Origin of the sequence: Mesorhizobium sp. M0491 (assembly GCF_040321265.1) — a bacterium.
Classification (GTDB): Bacteria; Pseudomonadota; Alphaproteobacteria; order Rhizobiales; family Rhizobiaceae; genus Mesorhizobium.
Genome location: NZ_JAMYRE010000036.1, coordinates 27,008 through 45,472, shown reverse-complemented (window position 1 = coordinate 45,472; position 18,465 = coordinate 27,008). Strand labels below are relative to the sequence as shown.

At 64.7% G+C, this 18,465-nt stretch carries 16 protein-coding genes; 11 read left to right on the top strand and 5 right to left on the bottom strand.

All coding sequences use genetic code 11. The annotated features are described in order from the left end of the window. Positions 1-769 precede the first annotated feature (769 nt). The 9 genes from NKI69_RS31485 to NKI69_RS31445 all read left to right on the top strand — a co-directional run bounded on the left by NKI69_RS31485 (position 770) and on the right by NKI69_RS31445 (position 12,131). The gene (locus NKI69_RS31485) at positions 770-1,801 is read left to right on the top strand and encodes a substrate-binding domain-containing protein (protein ID WP_013529471.1); all 1,032 of its coding nucleotides are present in this window, start codon (positions 770-772) and stop codon (positions 1,799-1,801) included. A gap of 96 nt (positions 1,802-1,897) precedes the next feature. After that, the gene (locus NKI69_RS31480; RefSeq protein ID WP_352723260.1) at positions 1,898-3,433 is read left to right on the top strand and encodes a sugar ABC transporter ATP-binding protein; all 1,536 of its coding nucleotides are present in this window, start codon (positions 1,898-1,900) and stop codon (positions 3,431-3,433) included. Between the two features lie 76 nt (positions 3,434-3,509). Continuing rightward, positions 3,510-4,433, top strand: a complete 924-nt coding sequence (locus tag NKI69_RS31475) for an ABC transporter permease (protein WP_352723263.1) — start codon at positions 3,510-3,512, stop codon at positions 4,431-4,433. Positions 4,434-4,458: 25 nt separating this feature from the next. After that, positions 4,459-5,439 (top strand): sugar-binding transcriptional regulator, encoded by a 981-nt coding sequence (locus NKI69_RS31470; RefSeq protein ID WP_023812425.1) that lies wholly within the window; start codon positions 4,459-4,461, stop codon positions 5,437-5,439. After that, on the top strand, positions 5,436-6,431 hold the full coding sequence (locus NKI69_RS31465) for an aldo/keto reductase (RefSeq protein WP_023812426.1): 996 nt from the start codon (positions 5,436-5,438) through the stop codon (positions 6,429-6,431). Before NKI69_RS31470 ends, NKI69_RS31465 begins: the two co-directional genes overlap by 4 nt. 19 nt (positions 6,432-6,450) lie before the next feature. Beyond that, positions 6,451-8,148: a glycerol-3-phosphate dehydrogenase/oxidase gene (locus tag NKI69_RS31460; RefSeq protein ID WP_023812427.1), complete on the top strand. Its 1,698-nt coding sequence runs from the start codon at positions 6,451-6,453 to the stop codon at positions 8,146-8,148. Beyond that, a complete protein-coding gene (locus NKI69_RS31455) occupies positions 8,139-8,981 on the top strand; it encodes a class I fructose-bisphosphate aldolase (protein ID WP_023812428.1) in 843 nt (280 codons plus the stop codon). Before NKI69_RS31460 ends, NKI69_RS31455 begins: the two co-directional genes overlap by 10 nt. Positions 8,982-9,003: 22 nt before the next feature. Beyond that, a complete protein-coding gene (locus tag NKI69_RS31450) occupies positions 9,004-10,518 on the top strand; it encodes an FGGY-family carbohydrate kinase (protein ID WP_352723258.1) in 1,515 nt (504 codons plus the stop codon). After that, positions 10,515-12,131, top strand: coding sequence for a GMC family oxidoreductase (locus NKI69_RS31445; protein WP_352723256.1), 1,617 nt, complete (start codon positions 10,515-10,517; stop codon positions 12,129-12,131). Before NKI69_RS31450 ends, NKI69_RS31445 begins: the two co-directional genes overlap by 4 nt. A gap of 12 nt (positions 12,132-12,143) precedes the next feature. On the opposite strand, the gene NKI69_RS31440 is transcribed toward NKI69_RS31445, so the two are convergent. Beyond that, entirely contained in the window at positions 12,144-13,061 is a 918-nt protein-coding gene (locus tag NKI69_RS31440; RefSeq protein WP_352440802.1) for a LysR family transcriptional regulator, read from the bottom strand. Positions 13,062-13,192: 131 nt separating this feature from the next. On the opposite strand from NKI69_RS31440, the gene NKI69_RS31435 reads away from it, so the two are divergent. Both NKI69_RS31435 and NKI69_RS31430 read left to right on the top strand, forming a co-directional pair. Continuing rightward, positions 13,193-13,831 (top strand): DsbA family protein, encoded by a 639-nt coding sequence (locus NKI69_RS31435; protein ID WP_352440803.1) that lies wholly within the window; start codon positions 13,193-13,195, stop codon positions 13,829-13,831. A 35-nt stretch (positions 13,832-13,866) separates the two neighbouring features. Next, on the top strand, positions 13,867-14,478 hold the full coding sequence (locus NKI69_RS31430) for an NAD(P)-dependent oxidoreductase (protein ID WP_352440804.1): 612 nt from the start codon (positions 13,867-13,869) through the stop codon (positions 14,476-14,478). A 171-nt stretch (positions 14,479-14,649) separates the two neighbouring features. On the opposite strand, the gene NKI69_RS31425 is transcribed toward NKI69_RS31430, so the two are convergent. Genes NKI69_RS31425 through NKI69_RS31410 form a run of 4 tightly spaced genes read right to left on the bottom strand, consistent with a single transcriptional unit; the run spans position 14,650 to position 18,237 of the window. Continuing rightward, on the bottom strand, positions 14,650-15,426 hold the full coding sequence (locus tag NKI69_RS31425; RefSeq protein WP_352440805.1) for an ABC transporter ATP-binding protein: 777 nt from the start codon (positions 15,424-15,426) through the stop codon (positions 14,650-14,652). Next, a complete protein-coding gene (locus NKI69_RS31420) occupies positions 15,423-16,427 on the bottom strand; it encodes an ABC transporter ATP-binding protein (RefSeq protein WP_352723254.1) in 1,005 nt (334 codons plus the stop codon). The genes NKI69_RS31425 and NKI69_RS31420 overlap by 4 nt, the downstream gene beginning before the upstream one ends. Beyond that, positions 16,424-17,254 carry an ABC transporter permease gene (locus NKI69_RS31415; protein ID WP_352440807.1) on the bottom strand — a complete coding sequence of 277 codons (831 nt, stop codon included), beginning with the start codon at positions 17,252-17,254 and terminating at the stop codon, positions 16,424-16,426. The genes NKI69_RS31420 and NKI69_RS31415 overlap by 4 nt, the downstream gene beginning before the upstream one ends. Then, entirely contained in the window at positions 17,251-18,237 is a 987-nt protein-coding gene (locus NKI69_RS31410; RefSeq protein WP_352723252.1) for an ABC transporter permease, read from the bottom strand. The genes NKI69_RS31415 and NKI69_RS31410 overlap by 4 nt, the downstream gene beginning before the upstream one ends. Positions 18,238-18,465 lie beyond the last annotated feature (228 nt).

Sequence of the window (18,465 nt, the reverse complement as noted above, 5' to 3'; positions counted from 1 at the left end):
CCTGTCATCAGGCGCCCGCAAGCAAGCGGAGCCGACGCCGCCGGACAGAAAACTCAATCCTGTCCCCGCAACCAATCTGCGGTAATCAAACGGCCCGCCTGGCACAAAGAACAAAGCCCGCGGGCCGTTTTGATGTTCGGCTGGGCTGGCCATCGATTGCCCCGGATCAGGCGCCCGCAACAAGGCGAAGCCCAAGCTGCGGGACAAAAAACCCAATCCCGTCCCCCGCAAACCAATCTGCACCAAACAACAGTCCCCCAGGCACCAGCCAGCGGGCCGTTCGCATTCGGGGGACTGCCGAAGCTTCTCGGAATACGCCGGATGGTCCGAAGGCTGCCGTAAGCCGACGCAGCAGCAGACTTCTTGGCTAAGCGACATGGAGAGCGTCACGCCGCGCCCGGAATAGATGCTATCAAAGACAAGATCGTGGCTTCACGCGATAAAGACGCGGCCGGCGGGAGGGCACCACGCGAGCTCCTGGGTGCCGATACTCTAACCACACTCTCCGCGGTTCGCGGCCAAAGGCCGGAAAGGCCCTGCCTAGCCCGTACGGCACCTTGGCGGCCCGCGACCAGCTTCGTCGATCGGAGCCCCGAAGGAGGTCGTGAAATATATTTCAATATGTGAATTATATTGACAACATGCGCCGAGGCTGTAATGTCCCGATCGTCGGCTTTCGGAGGAAGGTCGGCATCATCAAATCCATACGGCAGCGCTCGCTGAGCGTCTGCGACGGTCATTGAGGATGGCTTCGGCCAAGGGAGGAAACTTGCGCAAATTTCTGAGCACGCTCGCAATCGCGGCGGCTGCATCGACCTGCTTTGGGTCGATGCAGGTACGCGCCGAAACCCCCAACCCGTTCAAATGCGAGCCGGGTGAAAAATACGTCATGAACGTCATGGTCTCGGGCGTCGAATACTGGTTCCCGGTCTATGAAATGTTCAAGCAGGCCGGCCAGCAGTTCGGCTGCGAGACCGCCTATACGGGTACGCCGGAATACGACGTCAACAAGCAGATCGCGACCTTCGACCAGGCGCTGGCGCAGAAGCCTGCCGGCATACTGGTACACCCGATGAATTCCGATCCGTTCATCGAGCCGATCAATCGCGCCATCGAACAGGGCACCGCGGTGGTGACCTTCGCCGCCGACTCGCCGAATTCCAAGCGCGTCTCCTACATCACCTCCGACAACAATGCCGAAGGCACCTATGCCGCCGACGCCGTTGCCAAGGCGATGGACGGCAAGGGCGAATATGCGGTGCTGGAGAATCCCGGCCAGGACAACCACGACAAGCGCGTCAACGCGTTCGTTGCCCGCATGGAAGCCAAATGGCCTGACATGAAGCTCGTCGGCCGCGCTGCTTCGAACCAGGATCCGACCAAGGCCTATCAGGCGGTTCTGAGCCTGGCGCAGGCGCATCCTGACCTTGGCGCCGTGTTCATGCCGGAGGCCAACTCGGCCATCGGCGCTGCCCAGGCCGCCAAGGAAGGCGGTGGCAAGATCCGCGTCATGCTCGCCGACGTTAATGCCAAGATCCTCGACATGATCAAGGCCGGCGAGATCTTCGGCTCGGTCAATCCAAACCAGGGCATGCAGGGCTATATGGGCTTCATGCTGTTGTGGATGGCCAAGCATCCCGGCCTGATCGACCCGATGAACGACGCCAAGCGTTCGGGCTTCAACCCGATGAGCGTGCCCTTCGTCGACAATGGCTTCTCCATCGTCTCCAAGGACAATGCGGACGACTTCTACTGGGACAAGTACCTCAAGCGTCGCGGCACCAAGGGCATCGAGGAATAGGCTCGATCCCGCTGCCCGGCCTCGGCATGGCCGGATTAACCGGGAAGGAGGCTTCGGCCTCCTTCCTCCCCCTCAGGTTCATCGCAGGAGCACGGCGTGACCCAGGCGCCCATTCTTGAAATCCGTGGCCTGTCCAAGGCGTTCGGCCCGGTCAAGGCGCTGAGCGACGTACGGTTCGAGCTGCGGCGCGGCGAAATCCATGCACTGTGCGGAGAGAACGGCGCCGGCAAGTCGACGCTGATGAACATGATCGCCGGTGTATTGCAGCCCGACGAGGGCGACATCCTGATCGATGGTGAGCGCATTTCGATCCACTCGCCCGCGGCCGCCCAACGCCTCGGCATTGCGCTTGTCCACCAGGAAATCGCGCTCTGTCAGGACGCGACGGTTGCCGAAAACATCTACATGGCCGCGATCAACAGCCGGCGCGCGCCGCTGATGAATTTCCAAAAGCTCTACGCCGACGCCCAGAAGGTGATGGACCTGCTCGCGCCCATTCCGGTGCGCACCAGGGTTGCCGATCTCTCCATTTCCAACCAGCAGCTTGTCGAGATCGCCAAGGCGCTGACGCTCGACTGCAAGGTGCTGATGCTTGATGAGCCGACCGCGGCGCTGACCGAAAGCGAAGCGCAGCGCCTGTTCTCGATCGTGCGCGGGCTCAAGGAGCGTGGCATTTCGGTGGTCTATATCAGCCACCGCATGGCCGAGATCTTCTCGCTGTGCGACCGCGTCACCGTCTTCCGAGACGGCCGCTACGTGGCGACCGATCAGGTCGCCGCCGTTTCACCTGACGATGTCGTGCGCAAGATGGTCGGCCGCGAAATCACCCAGCTCTATCCCGACAAGCTGGCGCTGCAGGAGCCTGGGCGCCTGCTCCTCTCGGTCGAGGGGCTTTCCGATGGTCGCCGCTTCGCCGACGTCGATCTTCAGCTTCGCGCCGGCGAAATCCTGGGCATTGGCGGCCTGATCGGCGCCGGTCGCAGCGAGATCGCACAGACGGTCTGCGGCCTCAGGCCAATCACCTCTGGAACCGTCGCGCTCGACGGAAAACAGCTCCGGCTACGCGGCTATGGCGATGCGGTCAAGGCGGGACTGGTCTATCTCTCTGAGGATCGCAAAGGCTCCGGCGTATTCCTCGACCTGCCGATCGCGGCGAACATCTCCGCGCTCGACCTTGGCCGGCTCACCGGGCGCCTCGGCCTGCTCGACCGCAAGGCCGAGGATCGTCAGGCGCGGGAACTGACCGGCAGGCTCGGCGTGCGCATGGCCGGCATCGAGGCCGCTGTCTCGACGCTGAGCGGTGGCAACCAGCAGAAGGTCGCCATCGCCAGGCAGTTGTCCGTCAGTCCCAAGGTCATCATCATGGACGAGCCGACGCGCGGGATCGATGTCGGCGCCAAGGTCGAGATCCACCGGCTGCTGCGCCAGCTTGCCGGCAGTGGTGTCGGCGTCATCGTCATCTCGTCGGAACTGCCGGAGCTGATTGGCTTGTGCGACCGCGTTCTCGTGGTGCGCGAAGGCAGGATCGCCGGCGAACTCACCGCCGACGAGCTCGGCGAGGAAGCCATCATCATGCTCGCCTCTGGCGTTCAGGATAGTTCAAATCAAAGGCAGGCCCAGAATGTCGCCTAGGGAATCAGGAGAAGCGCTCGTGCACGCCGAGATCAAGGCCGCCGGGCGGCGCATCAATTTCGCTCAGCTCGCCTCGATGCGCGAGGCCGGGCTGATCGTCATCATCCTGGCGCTGTGCATCGCCATGAGCTTCGCCTCGCCGCACTTCCTGACATGGGGCAATTTCCGCGCCATGCTGATGAGCTTCTCCATCGAAGGGATCGTCGTCGTCGGCATGACGATCCTGCTCATCGTCGGCGGCATCGACCTTTCCGTCGGCTCGGTCGTATGTTTCTCGATGGTGGTCTCGGGTGCGCTGTTCCTCGCCGGCCTCGACCCCTGGACGGCAAGCCTGATCGGCATAGGCGTCAGCGCGCTGATCGGCGCGGCGATGGGCTTCTTCGTGACCGTGATAGGCCTCAATCATTTCATCACGTCGCTGGCGGCCATGGTCATCGTGCGGGGCATGTGCCTGGTGGTCACCGAGGGCACGCCGCTGTCGCTGTTCACACTGCCGCCGGCCTTCAAGGCCATCGGCCAGGGCAGCTTCAACAACATCCCCTATGTCATCCTGATCTTCATCGTCGTGGTGGCGATCTTCGACTTCCTGCTGCGCCGCGCCACCGCCTTCCGCAAGGTTTTCTACACCGGCTCCAACGAGAAGGCCGCGCAGTTCTCCGGCATCAGGACGAATCAGGTGAAGTTCTGGGTCACGGTGCTGTGCTCGACCCTCGCCGGCCTGGCCGGTGTGATCTACATGGCGCGCTTTGGCGCGGCGACGCCGACCTTCGGCGCCGGCATGGAGCTCAACATCATCGCCGCGGCCGTCATCGGCGGCGCCTCGCTGAATGGCGGCTCGGGCACCATCTTCGGAGCGATCCTCGGCATGGCGTTGCTGTCGGTGGTGACGAGCTCGCTTATCCTGCTCGATGTCTCGGTCTATTGGCAGGACATGATCAAGGGATGCATCCTGCTGGCGGCGGTGTCGATCGATCACTTCCTGCACCGCAAGAAGTCCTGAACCTCAAAGGCGGCGAAGCAAGACCATGGCCCCTCCCAACACCCGAGACGACATCGCCGCTGTTCGTCAGATGCACCAGGCGCTTGTCCTGCATTATATCGAAGGCAAGACCCAGGCCGAGATCGCCGGGGAACTCGGCCTCTCGCACGCGACGGTCAACCGGCTGATCAAGCGCGGCCACCAGCTCGGCCTCGTCGAGATCAAGATCAAGTCGCCGATCGACCATCTGGTCGACCTGGAAGCGCGGCTGGTTGCGCTGGGCGGCATCGAGCGGGCGATGGTGGTGCCGTCGGTTTCCGAAAATCCGCACACGGCCCTGCAGCGGGTCGGCGAGGCGGCGGCTGGGCTGCTGCTCGACACCATCAAGGACGGCGACACGATCTCGATCACCGGCGGCAAGGGCGTCAGCGCGCTGGTCGCCGGTCTCAAGCCGGGGCGCCGATACGACGTCGAGATCATTCCCGCAACCGGCCTGGTGCAGGGCAAGCACTATACCGACGTCAACCACGTCGCCTCGCTGATGGCCGACAAGCTCGGCGGCCGCGCTTACCAGATCCATGCGCCGCTGTTTGCCGACACCGCGCAGCAGCGCGAAATGCTGATGGGCATCAGCTCCGTCGCCGACGTGTTTCGCAAGGCGCGCGAGGCGGATGTCGCGGTGGTGGGTGTCGGCTCCATCCTGACCGACGATTCCAGCTACTACGACCTGCATCCGTCCTCGAATGCCGATCGCCAGGCGATCGAGAAGTCCGGGGCGACAGGCGAGCTGCTCGCTCATCTCATCGACCGCCAGGGCAAGCTTTGCAACTACTCGCTCAACCGTTCGCTGGTCTCGTTGACGCTTGACGAGTTCGCGACCATCCCGCGCTCGATCGGCATTGCAAGCGGCCCCAGCAAGGTCGCGCCGATCCTCGCCGCCCTGCGCGGCAACCATCTCGACACCATCGTCACGGACGAGGCCACGGGGCTCCAGATCCTCGAGCTGGCCGAACAGGAGGTAGCATGAATTCTCGACAGATCCAGCGGCAGATCGGCAAGTCCGGCATATCGGCGTCGGCTGTAGGCCTGGGCACCTGGGCGATTGGCGGGTGGATGTGGGGCGGCACCGACGAGAAGGAGTCGGTCAAGGCGATCGAAGCCTCGATCGATGCCGGCCTCAGCCTGATCGACACAGCGCCGGCCTACGGTCTTGGCCGCAGCGAGGCGATCGTCGGCACCGCCATCAAGGGCAAGCGCGACAAAGTGGTGATCGCGACCAAATGCGGGTTGAACTGGCATTCGGGCAAGGGCGGCCATTTCTTCGATCAGGACGACAAGCCTGTGCATCGCTATCTCGGCGCCGATGGCATCGCCTATGAGGTCGAGCAGAGCCTGCGGCGTCTGGGCACCGACTACATCGACCTCTACATCACCCATTGGCAGGATCCGACGACCCCGATCGCCGAGACGATGGCGGCGCTGGAAAAGCTCAAGGCGGCCGGCAAGATCCGCGCCATTGGCGCCAGCAACATCAGCGCCGAGGATCTTGGCCAGTATATCGATGCCGGCCAGCTCGATGCGATCCAGGAGCGCTATTCGATGATCGACCGCGACATCGAGAGCAGCCTGCTGCCGATCACCCGCCGCCATGACATTGCCACCCTCAGCTACTCGTCGCTGGGGTTGGGGCTACTTACCGGCACGGTCGACCCTGAGCGCACATTCGGCGGCGACGACCAACGCAAGGACAACCCACGCTTCTCCACGGCCAACCGGCAGAAGGTCGCAAAGCTGAAAGAGGCAATCGCCCCGATCGCGGAAAGCCACCAGGCGTCGATGGCGCAGATCGTCATCGCCTGGACGCTCGCCCAGCCGGGCATCACCTTCGCCCTGTGCGGCGCACGCAATCCTGAGCAGGCGCTCGACAATGCACGGGCCGGGGAGATCACGCTTGCCGCAAGCGAGCTTGCGGCAATCGACGCCGCGGCAGCCGCACATCTCACCGCGATGGATGCCTGAGAAAAAGGCAACAGCCCCGATGAAGCGTAGTCATACAATCGCCGGTCTGCGCGACCGGCCGGACATTACCGTGCTCGTCATTGGTGGCGGCATCAACGGCATCAGCGTCTTTCGCGAACTGGCCTTGCAAGGGGTCGATGTCGTGCTGGCGGAAAAGGGCGACTATTGCAGTGGTGCCAGTGCCGCCCTGTCGCGCATGGTGCATGGCGGCCTGCGCTACCTCGAAAACGGCGAATTCAAACTGGTGCGCGAATCGCTGCTCGAACGCGACCGGCTGCTGAGGAATGCGCCGCACTATGTGGCTCCGCTGCCGACGACGGTGCCGGTCTTCGACATTTTCTCCGGTCTCGCCAACGGTGCGGTGCGTTTCCTGGGGCTGACGCGGCGGCCCAGCCGGCGCGGGGCGCTGGTCATCAAAGCCGGGCTTGCCATGTATGACCTTTTCACCGCTGCACGGCGTTTGATGCCGACGCACCGGTTCAGGGGCCGCGCCGAAACCCTGAAGACATGGCCGGCGATCAACCCGGCGATCCGCAATTCGGCGACCTATTACGACGCCTGGGTGAGCCGGCCCGAGCGCCTCGGCCTGGAGATGCTGCTGGACGCCACGACGAGCGGGGCGAACGCGCGCGCCCTGAACTACGCTCAGGCGTCGTCGACCGGCGACGGCCTTGCCATTACCGACACGTTGACCGGCGAGAAGTTGCCGGTGCGGGCGCAACTGGTCATCAACGCCACCGGTGGCTGGATCGACCTGACCAACAAGGCCATCGGGGCGACGGCGCAGACGATGATGGGCGGTACCAAGGGCTCGCATCTGATCGTCGACAACAGCGAACTGTTCGACGCGCTCGGCGGCCACATGGTCTATTACGAAAACGAGGACGGTCGCATCTGCATCCTGTTTCCCTATCTGGGCAAGGTGCTGATTGGCTCGACCGACATCCGGGTCGATGATCCAGACCTAGTCCGTTGCGAGGAGGACGAGCAGCGCTACATCCTGCAGTCGCTCGCTTTCGTCTTTCCCTCGATCAAGGTTACCGAAAACCAGATCGTGTTCCGCTTCGCCGGCGTGCGCCCTTTGCCGGCCAGCGAGGACAGTTTTACGAGCCGCATACCGCGCGATCATTTTTGCGAGTTCGTGGAAGCGAGCGGGCATCTGCCGGCGACGTTGTGCATGATCGGCGGCAAGTGGACCACCTTCCGTTCGTTTGGAGCGCTGGCCGCCGACATGGCGCTGAAGCGGCTCGGCCTCGCGCGCAGCCAGGGAACGCAGGACATGGCCATCGGTGGCGGCCGCGATTTTCCCACCGATCCGGACGCCTGGTGCGCATCATTCGCTGCCGAGCATGGCCTGCCGGTCGAGCGCGCGCACACACTTCTGCAACGCTATGGCACGTCGGCCAGGGATTTCGTTTCGCACCCGGCGGGCGAACAGATGCTGCCGCGGTCGGACTATTCGGCAAGCGAGATAGGGCGCATCATCGAGCGCGAGCAGGTCGAGTGCCTCGCCGACCTGTTCCTGCGCCGCACCACCATCGCCATTTCGGGCGGTCTCAGCTTCGACCTCGTCAATGCCGTTCTCGACATGCTGGCGGCGCACAAGGGCTGGAGCGCCAGCGAGGCCGCCATTGAGCGCTCGACCTTCCTCACCTTGCTGGCCTACCGGCACGGCATCGATCTCCAGACGCATCAAAGGAGCGCCCTATGCGCGTAAACAAGAAAGTCCGCATGAACCGTCTGTTCGGCGGCGGCCGCTGTCTCGACGTCGCCATCGATCACGGCGTCTGCAACGAGCCGAGTTTCCTTGCCGGGCTGGAAGACATGGCCAGCGTCGTCAACCAACTGGTCAAGGCCGGCCCCGACGCCATCCAGATGAACTACGGCCAGGCCGACCTGCTGCAGGCCGTGCCTGGCAAGGACAAGCCGGCGCTGGTGATGCGCATCGACATGGGCAATCCCTACAACAGGATACGCCACCGAGCGATGTGGGCGGTGCTGCAGAACGAAGCCGAGCCCTTGCTTGGCGCCATCGAGATGGATGCGGCTTGCGTCGTGGTCAATCTGTTCATGCTGCCCGACGAGCCGGACCTGTTCCGGCAATGCGTGCAGAACATCGCCCGCGTGCGCGCCGATTGCGAGAAATACGGCCTGCCGCTGATGATCGAGCCGCTGGCCATGCTGCCGGTCGCAGAGCATGGCGGCTACATGGTCGACGGCGATGCCGAAAAGATCGTCACCTTGACCCGGCTTGCCCGCGAGATGGGTGCCGATATCGTCAAGGCCGATCCGACCACCGATCCCAACGACTTCCACCGCGTCGTCGAGGCGGCGCGCTGCCCGGTGCTGGTGCGCGGCGGCGGCAAGGAGGATCTGCGTGCCGTGTTCGACAAGTCGGCTGCCTTGATGGCACAGGGTGCGCTTGGCATGGTCTATGGCCGCAACATCTACCAGCATGCCAACCCGAGCGCCGTCGTGCGCGGGCTGATGGCGATCATTCATGACGATGCCAATGGCGGCGTGGCCTGGGATCTGTACAACCAGGCATAGGCTGCGGCCTCGGGAGGCGCCAATGGCAAGCTACATCCTCGGCCTCGATGCCGGCAACACCGTCATCAAGGCCATCCTCTTCGACTTGTCCGGCCGCGAGCTGGCATTCGCCGCCCGTGACGGCCGCTCGTCCATGCCAAAGCCCGGACATGTCGAACGCGACCTCGACGAACTCTGGCGCAACGCGGTTTCGGTCATCGGTCAATGCATTGCTGAAGCCGGTATCGACGCCGGCGAGATTGTTGCCATCGGCTGCGCCGGTCATGGCAACGGGCTCTACGCGCTCGATCGCGATGGTGCGCCATTGATCGGCATCCAGTCGCTCGACACACGCGCGGTCGGCATCGTTGCCGAATGGGCAAAAGAGAATGTCGGCGACCGCACCTATACACATTGCCTGCAACGGCCGTGGGCGGCGCAGACACCGACCCTGCTTGCCTGGCTCAAGCGCTTTTCGCCGGCCTTGTTCGCCAGCATCGGCACCGTCTTCCTGTGCAAGGATTTCGTCGTCAACCGCCTGACAGGTGCGCGCAGCAGCGATACCTCCGACATGTCGGGCTGCGGCCTGCTGCAGATGCGGGATCGGCGTTACGAGCCGGACCTGCTTGCCGCCTATGGGCTCGGCGACTGCGCGGACCTGCTGCCGCCAGTGCTGGAATCGGCCGACATTGCCGGTCATGTCAGCGAGGACGTGGCGGCCCTGACGGGACTGCGCGCCGGCACGCCTGTCGTCGCCGGGCTGTTCGATGTCGTCGCCAGCGCGGTCGGTTCGGGCGTGACCAGAACCGGTGCCGCCTCGGTCATCGCCGGAACCTGGAGCATCAATCAGGTCATCACCGACGAACCGATCCGCGACCCTTCGATCTTCATGCTGTCGACTTTCGATCGCCAGCGCTATCTGGCGATCGAATCCAGTGCCACCTCGGCCGCCAATCTCGAATGGATCGTTCGCGAATTCCTCGAACATGGCGGCGAAGCCGGCAAGTCGCCGTTCGAATTGTGCAGCGAACTGGTGGCGTCAGTCGATCCTAACAGTGACATCCCGATCTATCATCCCTTCCTCTACGGCTCGCAGCAGAATGGCCATGCGCGCGCCGGCTTCTACGGTATCGCCGGCTGGCACAGCCGAGCACATCTGCTTCGTGCGCTGTTCGAGGGCGTCGCCTTCGAGCACAAGCGCCATGTCGAGACCTTGCACAAAGCGGGCGCCGATTTCGACCAGGTGGTGCTGTCTGGCGGCGGCTCGCGCAGCAGCGTCTGGCCGCAGATATTCGCCGATGTGCTCGGCGTGCCCGTCACTGTGGCGCGCAGCCGCGAAACCGGCGCGCTGGGAGCGGCGATCGCGGCGGGCACCGGGGTCGGCATCTTCGCGGACTACAGCGCAGGTGCCGCCGCCATGACTGCGGCCGCTCGACACTTTGTGCCTGACGAGGCGGTTGCCGACGCGTATGCACGGCGGTATCGACTGTACGGCGAGATCAACCAGGCGATGACCCCGATGTGGGAGCGCATCGCCGGACAGCAGGCGCGCACGTGACCGAAGCTCCACCGTCCCCGTTCGGCAGTTACGACTACGTCATCGTCGGGGCCGGCTCCGCCGGCTGCGTGCTCGCCAACCGGCTCTCCGCCGATCCGCGCAACAATGTGCTGCTGCTCGAGGCCGGGGGCAGCGACCGCTATCACTGGGTCGATATCCCGATCGGCTATCTCTTCTGCATGGGCAACCCGCGCACCGACTGGATGATGAAGACCGAGCCGGAAGCCGGTCTCAATGGACGCAGCCTCAACTATCCGCGCGGCAAGGTGCTCGGCGGCTGTTCATCGATCAACGGCATGATCTACATGCGAGGCCAGGCTGCCGACTATGATGGTTGGCGGCAGGCCGGCAATGCCGGCTGGGGCTGGGACGACGTGTTGCCCTATTTCCTCAAATCGGAAGACTATCACGGCGGCAAGAGTGCCATGCACGGCGGTGGCGGCGAGTGGCGGGTCGAACGGCAGCGGCTGTCGTGGCCGATCCTAGACGCCTTTCGGGACGCTGCCGAGGAACTCGGCATTCCGCGCACCGAAGACTTCAACACCGGCACCAATGAAGGCTCGGGTTATTTCGAGGTCAACCAAAGGAAGGGCGTGCGCTGGAACACGTCGAAGGCGTTTTTGCGCGGCATCGCGGGGCGCAAGAACCTGCGCGTGGTGCTCGGCGCGGAGACCGAACGGCTCGAATTCGACGGCCGGCGCGTCACCGGACTGGTTTTCCGCCAAGGCGGCCGCCTACACCAGATCCGCGCTGGACAGACGATCCTTGCGGCCGGTGCCATCAACTCGCCGAAGCTGCTCGAACTGTCGGGGGTGGGCCGCCCCGACCTGCTTTCGAGCATCGGCCTGGATGTTCGTCATGCCTTGCCGGGCGTTGGAGAAAACCTGCAGGACCATTTGCAGATTCGCACCGTCTTCAAGGTCGCCAACACCGCCACGCTCAACCAGCGCTACCACAATCTGGTCAGCCGTGCGTCGATGGGGCTGGAATACGCGCTCAAGCGCAGCGGGCCACTGTCGATGGCGCCGAGCCAGCTCGGCATCTTCGCCAGGAGCGATCCACGCCTCGCAACGCCCGATCTCGAATATCACGTGCAGCCGCTGAGCACCGACCGTCTGGGCGAGCCGCTGCATCGTTTTCCCGCGGTCACCGTCTCGGTCTGCAATCTGCGTCCGGAAAGCCGGGGCAGCGTGCACATGGGTTCAGCCGATGCGCGGGAGGCGGCGAAGATCCGCCCGAACTATCTTTCCACCGAGGGGGACCGCAGCGTGGCCGTCGCGTCGTTGCGCCATGTCCGCAGTCTGATGAAGGCAAAAGCGGTGGCGCGCTTTGCGCCGGAAGAGATGCTGCCCGGCACGCAGTATGACAGCGACGAAGAGCTCATCCGCAAGGCCGGCGATATCGGCACGACGATTTTCCACCCCGTCGGCACCTGCAAGATGGGTTCGGATACGATGGCGGTGGTCGACGAGGCCCTGCGTGTTCACGGGCTTGGCGGGCTGCGCGTGGTCGATGCCTCGATCATGCCGACAATCGTCTCGGGCAACACCAACTCGCCGGTCGTCATGATCGCGGAAAAGGCAGCCGAGATGATCCTGCAAGAGGCCCGCTGACCGCCATCGGCTTCAGGCCGCGGCAACACCGCGCGATCGCCGTCTCTCGGCCGCCGCGAGCAGATCGACGAAGGTGCGCACCTTGGCGGGCCGGAACCTGGCCGGCGGAAAGACCGCGTGGATGCCGCCTGACGGCAGGCTCCAGTCGGCAAACACCGGCACCAGTCGCCCCTCGGCGATATCGTCGCTGACGCTGTAGTCCGGAAAGACGCCGAGCCCGATGCCGGCGAGCACACAAGCCAGGGCGGCGGGGCTCTTGTCGCACATGACGACCGGATTGAGTTCGGTCAGCACCGTTTCGCCGTCCCTGGAAAACAGCCATTGGCCGATGCCGCGCAACTGGGTGTTGCCGACCCAGGCCAGCGATCTTGCCTGGCGCGGCGTCACGTCGGGCGGCAGGCTCGCCGCGAAGCCAGGGCTCGCCACCACGATCTGCCGGATCGTCCCCAGGCGCCGCGCCTGGTTCGAGGAATCGGTGAGCCAGCCGACGCGGATGCCGAGATCGATCTGCTCGTCCACCAGATTGCTGACGGCGTCGTCGAAGATCGCCTCGACGCGCATATGCGGATAGGTTCTGAGATAGGCCGCCATGACCGGAGCCACCATCTTGGTGCCGTAGTCGAGTGGCGCCGTGAGCCTCAGCGTTCCGCTCGGTTCGACGGCTCCGCGCGAGATTTCGCCATAGGCCGCCTCCGCTTCGCGCAGGATGATCATCGCGCGGTCATAAAAGAGGCGACCCTCTTCGGTCGGCGTGACACGCCGGGTCGTGCGCTGCAGCAGCGTTGCGCCCAGCTCCTCTTCGAGCTTGCCGATCTGATGGCTGACCACGGCCTTGGCGACGCCAAGCCGGTCGGCCGCGGCAGTGAACGAGCCGGTTTCCATCACCGTGGTGAAATAAGCCAGCCGATTGAGGTTCAGAAGTTCGGCCAAGCTGGCTGCCCTTTGTATGATCAGATCAGACAGTTTGTATAATTGGGCGCCATTTATCGCAAGGCCGCCGTCTGCCACATACGAGCGACGGCCTCGATGAGTCCGGTGGCCGGACAGGAATGGCAGCGACTATGAGCAATTCAGAAGTGACCTATCTTTTCGATCCGCTCTGCGGCTGGTGCTATGGCGCCACCCCGATGCTCGACCGGTTGCCGGCCGCCGGCCTGAACGTCGAACTGCTGCCGACCGGCCTGTTCTCCGGCGCCGGCGCGCGTCCGATGGATGAAGGTTTTGCCGCCCATGCCTGGGCGAACGACCAGCGCATCGAGCGCCTGACCGGACAAGTGTTCACACCGGCCTACCGGCACAATGTCCTTGGCGTCCGCGGAACCCTGCTCGACTCGCATGCCGCCACGCTCGGTATCAGTGCCGCCGGCCTGGAAGATCCCAGCCGCCGGCTTGCCGCGCTGAAGACGATCCAGCGGGCGCGCTACGTGGATGGACGCGATGTCGTGACGATCGGCGGTGTGGCCGAGGTGCTCGCCGCCGCCGGCATGGCGGACGCCGCCGAGATGCTCAAGGCGCCGACCGAAACATTGCTGACGGCCTACCGCGAGATGGTCGGCCGCGGCCGCGCGCTGTTACAGCGCCTGCATGCCGATGGCGTGCCTTCGCTGGCGGTCATCCGCAACGATGCGCCCCGGCTCATCGGTTCGAACGCACTGTTCGGCAGCTTCGACAATCTCGTCGCCCATATCGCGGCGGCGTGATCCCCAGCAAATCTTCAACAAGGGAACTGAAAGACATGGCAAAAGTCGCTCTCATTGGTGCATCCGGCGCAGTTGGTTCGCGCCTTCTCAAAGAACTCTCCGATCGCGGCCACACCGTCACCGGCATTGCGCGCAACCCGGAAAAGATCGCGGCGCTGCCACGCGTGACGGCCAGGAAGGGCGACGTCTTCGACGAGCAGGGTCTTGCCGATCTGATCCGCGGCCATGATGTGGTGATCAGCACGGTGCATTTTCTGGACAGCGACGCCGACACGCTGATTGCCGCTGTGCGGGCCTCCGGCGTGAAGCGCTATCTCGTCGTCGGCGGCGCCGGCAGTCTCGAAGCCGCACCGGGCAAGCGGCTGGTCGATAGCCCCGACTTCCCGGCGATCTACAAGGCAGAAGCGCAGAAGGGCGCCGACTTTCTCGACAGATTGAAGACGGTCAGCGACCTCGATTGGACGTTCCTGTCGCCATCCGCGATGTTCGTGCCGGGCGAGCGCACCGGCAAATTCCGCCTCGGCAAGGACACGCTTCTCGCCTCCGACAAGGGGAGCAGCATTTCCTTCGAGGACTACGCGATCGTCATGGTCGATGAGATCGAGAAGCCGGCCCACATCAGGCAGCGCTTCACCGTCGGCTATTGAGCGAACGGGTGGTGGCGGCCGGAACTCAATCGAGGCCGGCCGACGCCAGCCGCATCAAGATTTCGCGGGCGGCGACGCCCCGGTAGGTCATCGGTGCCGACGCCATCCCGTCTCGGTGCCTTGGGCAAAGCAAATGCTGGGCTGTCATGCCTGCGATCTCACTTTTCGGGATCATGGTCCGGCCCGGTTCAATCTTGGCGCGGCCGCCACCAGCGCCTTGCCGATGGCTGATTGCGGCGCGCCGATGACGGTTTGGGCATCGCCGTTTTCGGCAATTCGGCCGGCGTCGAGAAGGATGACGCGGTGGGCGACCGACCTGATGACGCCGAGATCATGTGAAATGAAGAGATAGGCGATCTTTTCCTGGCGTTGCAGGTCGAGCAAAAGCTCGAGGATCTCCCCGCGCACGGAGACGTCAAGCGCCGACACCGCCTCGTCGAGCACGATCAGCGACGGCTTCGTGACGATGGCGCGGGCAATGGCGACACGCTGCCGCTGGCCGCCGGAGATTTCATGAATGGCGCGCGGCGCGAGATTAGCCGTCAGCCCGACGCGCTCCAGCAACGCGGCGATGCGGCGCGGGCGCTCGGCGCGGGAGGCGATGCCATGGATGCGCAAGGGATCGTCGAGCACACGCGCCACCGTGGCGCGAGGGTTGAAGGCGGCCAATGGATCCTGGAACACCATTTGCAGGCGTGCGCGGCGTGCTCGCAGCGCGGCGCCGCTCAAGGCCAGGAAATCGTCGCTTTCGAATTCGATGCGTCCGTCGTCCGGCTCGATCAATCGCAGCACCAACCGCGCGATCGTCGACTTGCCGCTGCCCGAAGGTCCGGCCAACGCCAGCGTCTCACCGGGGTCGATGTGAAAGGAGACATCGTCGACGGCAGCGATGGTCTTGCCGCCGCGACGGTAGCGCTTGGTGAGGTTGGACACCGCCAGCAGGCTCATGCGTGGAGCCTGGCTCGGTTCAGCAACGGCCTGGTGTCGAGGCCTATATGGGCGTCGAGCAATGCACGCGTATAGGGCTGGGCCGGGGCGCCGACAATCTGCGCCGTCATGCCAAGCTCGACCAACTGGCCATGACGGAAAACGGCGATGCGCTCGGCAAGCTCGGCCGCCAGCGCGATGTCATGGCTGATGAACAGCAGCGTCATGCCGTCCTCGTTCACCAGTCGTCTGATCAAGGCGACGATCTCGGCCTGCACGATGGTATCGAGCGCGCTGGTCGCTTCGTCGGCGATCAGCAACTTCGGACCGGCCGCAATGGCGGCGGCGATCGCCACACGCTGCTTCTGGCCGCCGGAGAGCTGATGCGGGAAGGCGCGCAAGGCCGAGTCCGGATCTGGCAGGCGGACGCGCTCGAGCAGGCTTTTGGCCCTGGCATAGGACTGGGACCAGGTGAGGCCGAGATGCGTGCGCGCCACTTCGGCGATTTGCTTGCCGATGGTCATCACCGGATCGAGGCTGGCGCACGGGTCCTGGAAGACGAAGCCGATGTCGCGGCCGAGGCGGGGGATTTTGTTGAGTTCGGGTTTGAAAGGCTGGCGTTCCGTCACACCCCCCTCTGTCCTGCCGGACATCTCCCCCGCAAGGGGGGAGATCAGCAGCTTCGCCGACCGCTCCCCTTCCGCGACATTGGTGATTGGCGAAGGCAGAGGTGAGAGCGTAATCTCCCCCCTTGCGGGGGAGATGTCCGGCAGGACAGAGGGGGGTGCCTTGGCGCCCGATGAGGACAAAAACCAATCGATGCGACCTCCAACCTTGGCAGAAGCCGGCAGCAGCCCGGCAATGGCCAGTGCCAGCGTGCTCTTGCCCGAGCCGCTTTCGCCGATGATGGCGAGGCGTTCGCCAGCGGCGATGTCGAGGCTGACGCTCTTCAGTGCCGCCACCTCGCTGCCGTCGCGGCGGTAGGTCACCGTCAGGTCGCGGATCGTAGCCAGGGCGGTCACGAAAGGCCTCTCCTGACTGCCGTCGTCTCGACGATGCCTTCACCAGCGAGATAGACGCCGAGCACGGTCAGAACCAACGCTATGCCCGGGACGATCGACAGGAAGGGCGCGGTGCGCAGCACGGCGCGGCCTTCTGCTATCATGCCGCCCCAGGTGACCCGGTTGGGGTCGCCCAAGCCGAGGAAAGACAAGGCCGCTTCGGTGAGGATCGCGGCGGCGACGATCACCGACGACATCGCCAGCACCGGTGGCAAGGCGTTGGGCAGCACCTCGCGAAAGGCGATCGCCAGCGGGTGCATGCCGATGACCCTGGCCCCGGCGACATAATCGCGTTCGCGAATGGAGAGGACTTCAGCGCGGGCTACTCTAGCCGGTCCGGTCCAGGTGCCGAGAGCGATGGCAATCACGACGACGCCGAGCGACGGTCCGACGACGCTGACGAAGGCCAGCGCCAACAGGAAGCTCGGCACGGTCTGAAAGGCGTCGGTGACGCGCATCAGCACCTCGTCGACGAGGCCGCCGGCAAAGCCGGCCAATGTGCCGACCACCGCGCCGACGACAAGTGCCGCCGCCGCGGCCGCGAGCCCGACGGCCAGCGACGTGCGGGCGCCATGAAAAAGCTCGGCCAGCACGTTGCGGCCAAGCCGGTCGGTGCCGAGCGGCAGCGACCAGTCCTGGAACGGCGGCAGCAGTGCGGGGCCGGCGATGGCTTGGGGATCGCCTGGGAACAGCAGCGACGCCGACAGCGCCATGGCAATCAGCGCCGCGAGGAGGATGGCACCGGCAACCGCCTCAGGCACGCGCAGAAAGCGGCGGAGCGGGCTCATGCGCGGGCCTCGCTCGCGCCGACGCGCGGATCGAGGAAGGCGTAGGCGATGTCGACGAGCAAATTGATAACGATGACCAGGACGGCGCTGGTGAGGATAATGCCGAGCAGAAGCGGGGTGTCGCGGGAGGCGACCGCCTCCTGCGCCAGCCGGCCGAGGCCGGGCACGGAAAAGACGCTCTCGATGACGACGCTGCCGCCGAGCATCTGCGCCGACTGCAGGCCGAGCATGGTGACCAGCGGCAGCAGCGCATTGCGGGCGACGTGGGCGAGCACGATGCGACGGCGTGACAACCCTTTGGCGCGTGCGGCCAGGACGAAATCCTGCCGCCAGACCTCGGCCATGCCGGCGCGCATCATGCGCAGATAGAGCGCCAGATAGATGAAGCCGAGGGCGGAAACGGGCAGGATAAGATGGACAGCGATGTCGGCGACGCGATCAAGGCCGGTCTTGTCAGAGGCCAACGTCTCGATGCCGCCGATCGGCAGCCAGCGCAGATCGACGGCAAAGACGACGATCAGCACCAGTCCGAGCCAGAACCCAGGCACGGCATAAAGCGCCAGCGAACCGATCGACAGGAAGCGATCGCGAAAACTGCCCGGCCGCGCGCCGGCATAGATGCCGAGTGCCGAGCCGAGCCCGAAGGAAAGCGCGGTGGCGCTGACCATCAACAGCAGCGTGTTGGGCAGGCGCTCGAGGATGACGTCGCGGATCGGCCGGGAGAAGGTCACCGACTGGCCGAGGTCGAGATGCAGCAGCGCCCAGAGATAGTTGGCCAGCCGCGTCAGTTCCGACTGGTCGAGGCCCCAGCGATGGCGCAACAGCTCGATCATGCCGGCGTCGCCGCCGGTCGAGACGATATAGGCGTCGACCGCGTCGCCGGGGGCAGCTTCGAGCAGCAGGAAGGTGCCGATGACGACGATCAGCAGCACGAAGATGCTGCCGACGAGGCGACGGCGGATGAGGGTGAGGGGGCGGGTCATGGGAAAAGGACGCCGGCCTGATCGTGAGAGGTGCGGTGTCTGGGCACCCCCCTCTGTCCTGCCGGACATCTCCCCCGCAAGGGGGGAGATTGGATGTCACCGACGGTTTCGCCAATTTCCGAGGTTGCATAATTGGCGGGGCGGACAAATAGCCGATCTCCCCCCTTGCGGGGGAGATGTCCGGTAGGACAGAGGGGGGTGTGAAGGAACTCGGCCTTCGGCCAAATT

Bases quoted from the DNA above. Each gene is read 5' to 3' on its own strand.
- NKI69_RS31470 (WP_023812425.1), top strand. From the start codon at position 4,459: ATGGCCCCTCCCAACACCCGAGACGACATCGCCGCTGTTCGTCAGATG.
- NKI69_RS31415 (WP_352440807.1), bottom strand. From the start codon at position 17,254: ATGAGCCCGCTCCGCCGCTTTCTGCGCGTGCCTGAGGCGGTTGCCGGT.
- NKI69_RS31435 (WP_352440803.1), top strand. From the start codon at position 13,193: ATGAGCAATTCAGAAGTGACCTATCTTTTCGATCCGCTCTGCGGCTGG.
- NKI69_RS31410 (WP_352723252.1), bottom strand. From the start codon at position 18,237: ATGACCCGCCCCCTCACCCTCATCCGCCGTCGCCTCGTCGGCAGCATC.
- NKI69_RS31460 (WP_023812427.1), top strand. From the start codon at position 6,451: ATGAAGCGTAGTCATACAATCGCCGGTCTGCGCGACCGGCCGGACATT.
- NKI69_RS31455 (WP_023812428.1), top strand. From the start codon at position 8,139: ATGCGCGTAAACAAGAAAGTCCGCATGAACCGTCTGTTCGGCGGCGGC.
- NKI69_RS31465 (WP_023812426.1), top strand. From the start codon at position 5,436: ATGAATTCTCGACAGATCCAGCGGCAGATCGGCAAGTCCGGCATATCG.
- NKI69_RS31450 (WP_352723258.1), top strand. From the start codon at position 9,004: ATGGCAAGCTACATCCTCGGCCTCGATGCCGGCAACACCGTCATCAAG.
- NKI69_RS31475 (WP_352723263.1), top strand. From the start codon at position 3,510: ATGCGCGAGGCCGGGCTGATCGTCATCATCCTGGCGCTGTGCATCGCC.
- NKI69_RS31430 (WP_352440804.1), top strand. From the start codon at position 13,867: ATGGCAAAAGTCGCTCTCATTGGTGCATCCGGCGCAGTTGGTTCGCGC.
- NKI69_RS31425 (WP_352440805.1), bottom strand. From the start codon at position 15,426: ATGAGCCTGCTGGCGGTGTCCAACCTCACCAAGCGCTACCGTCGCGGC.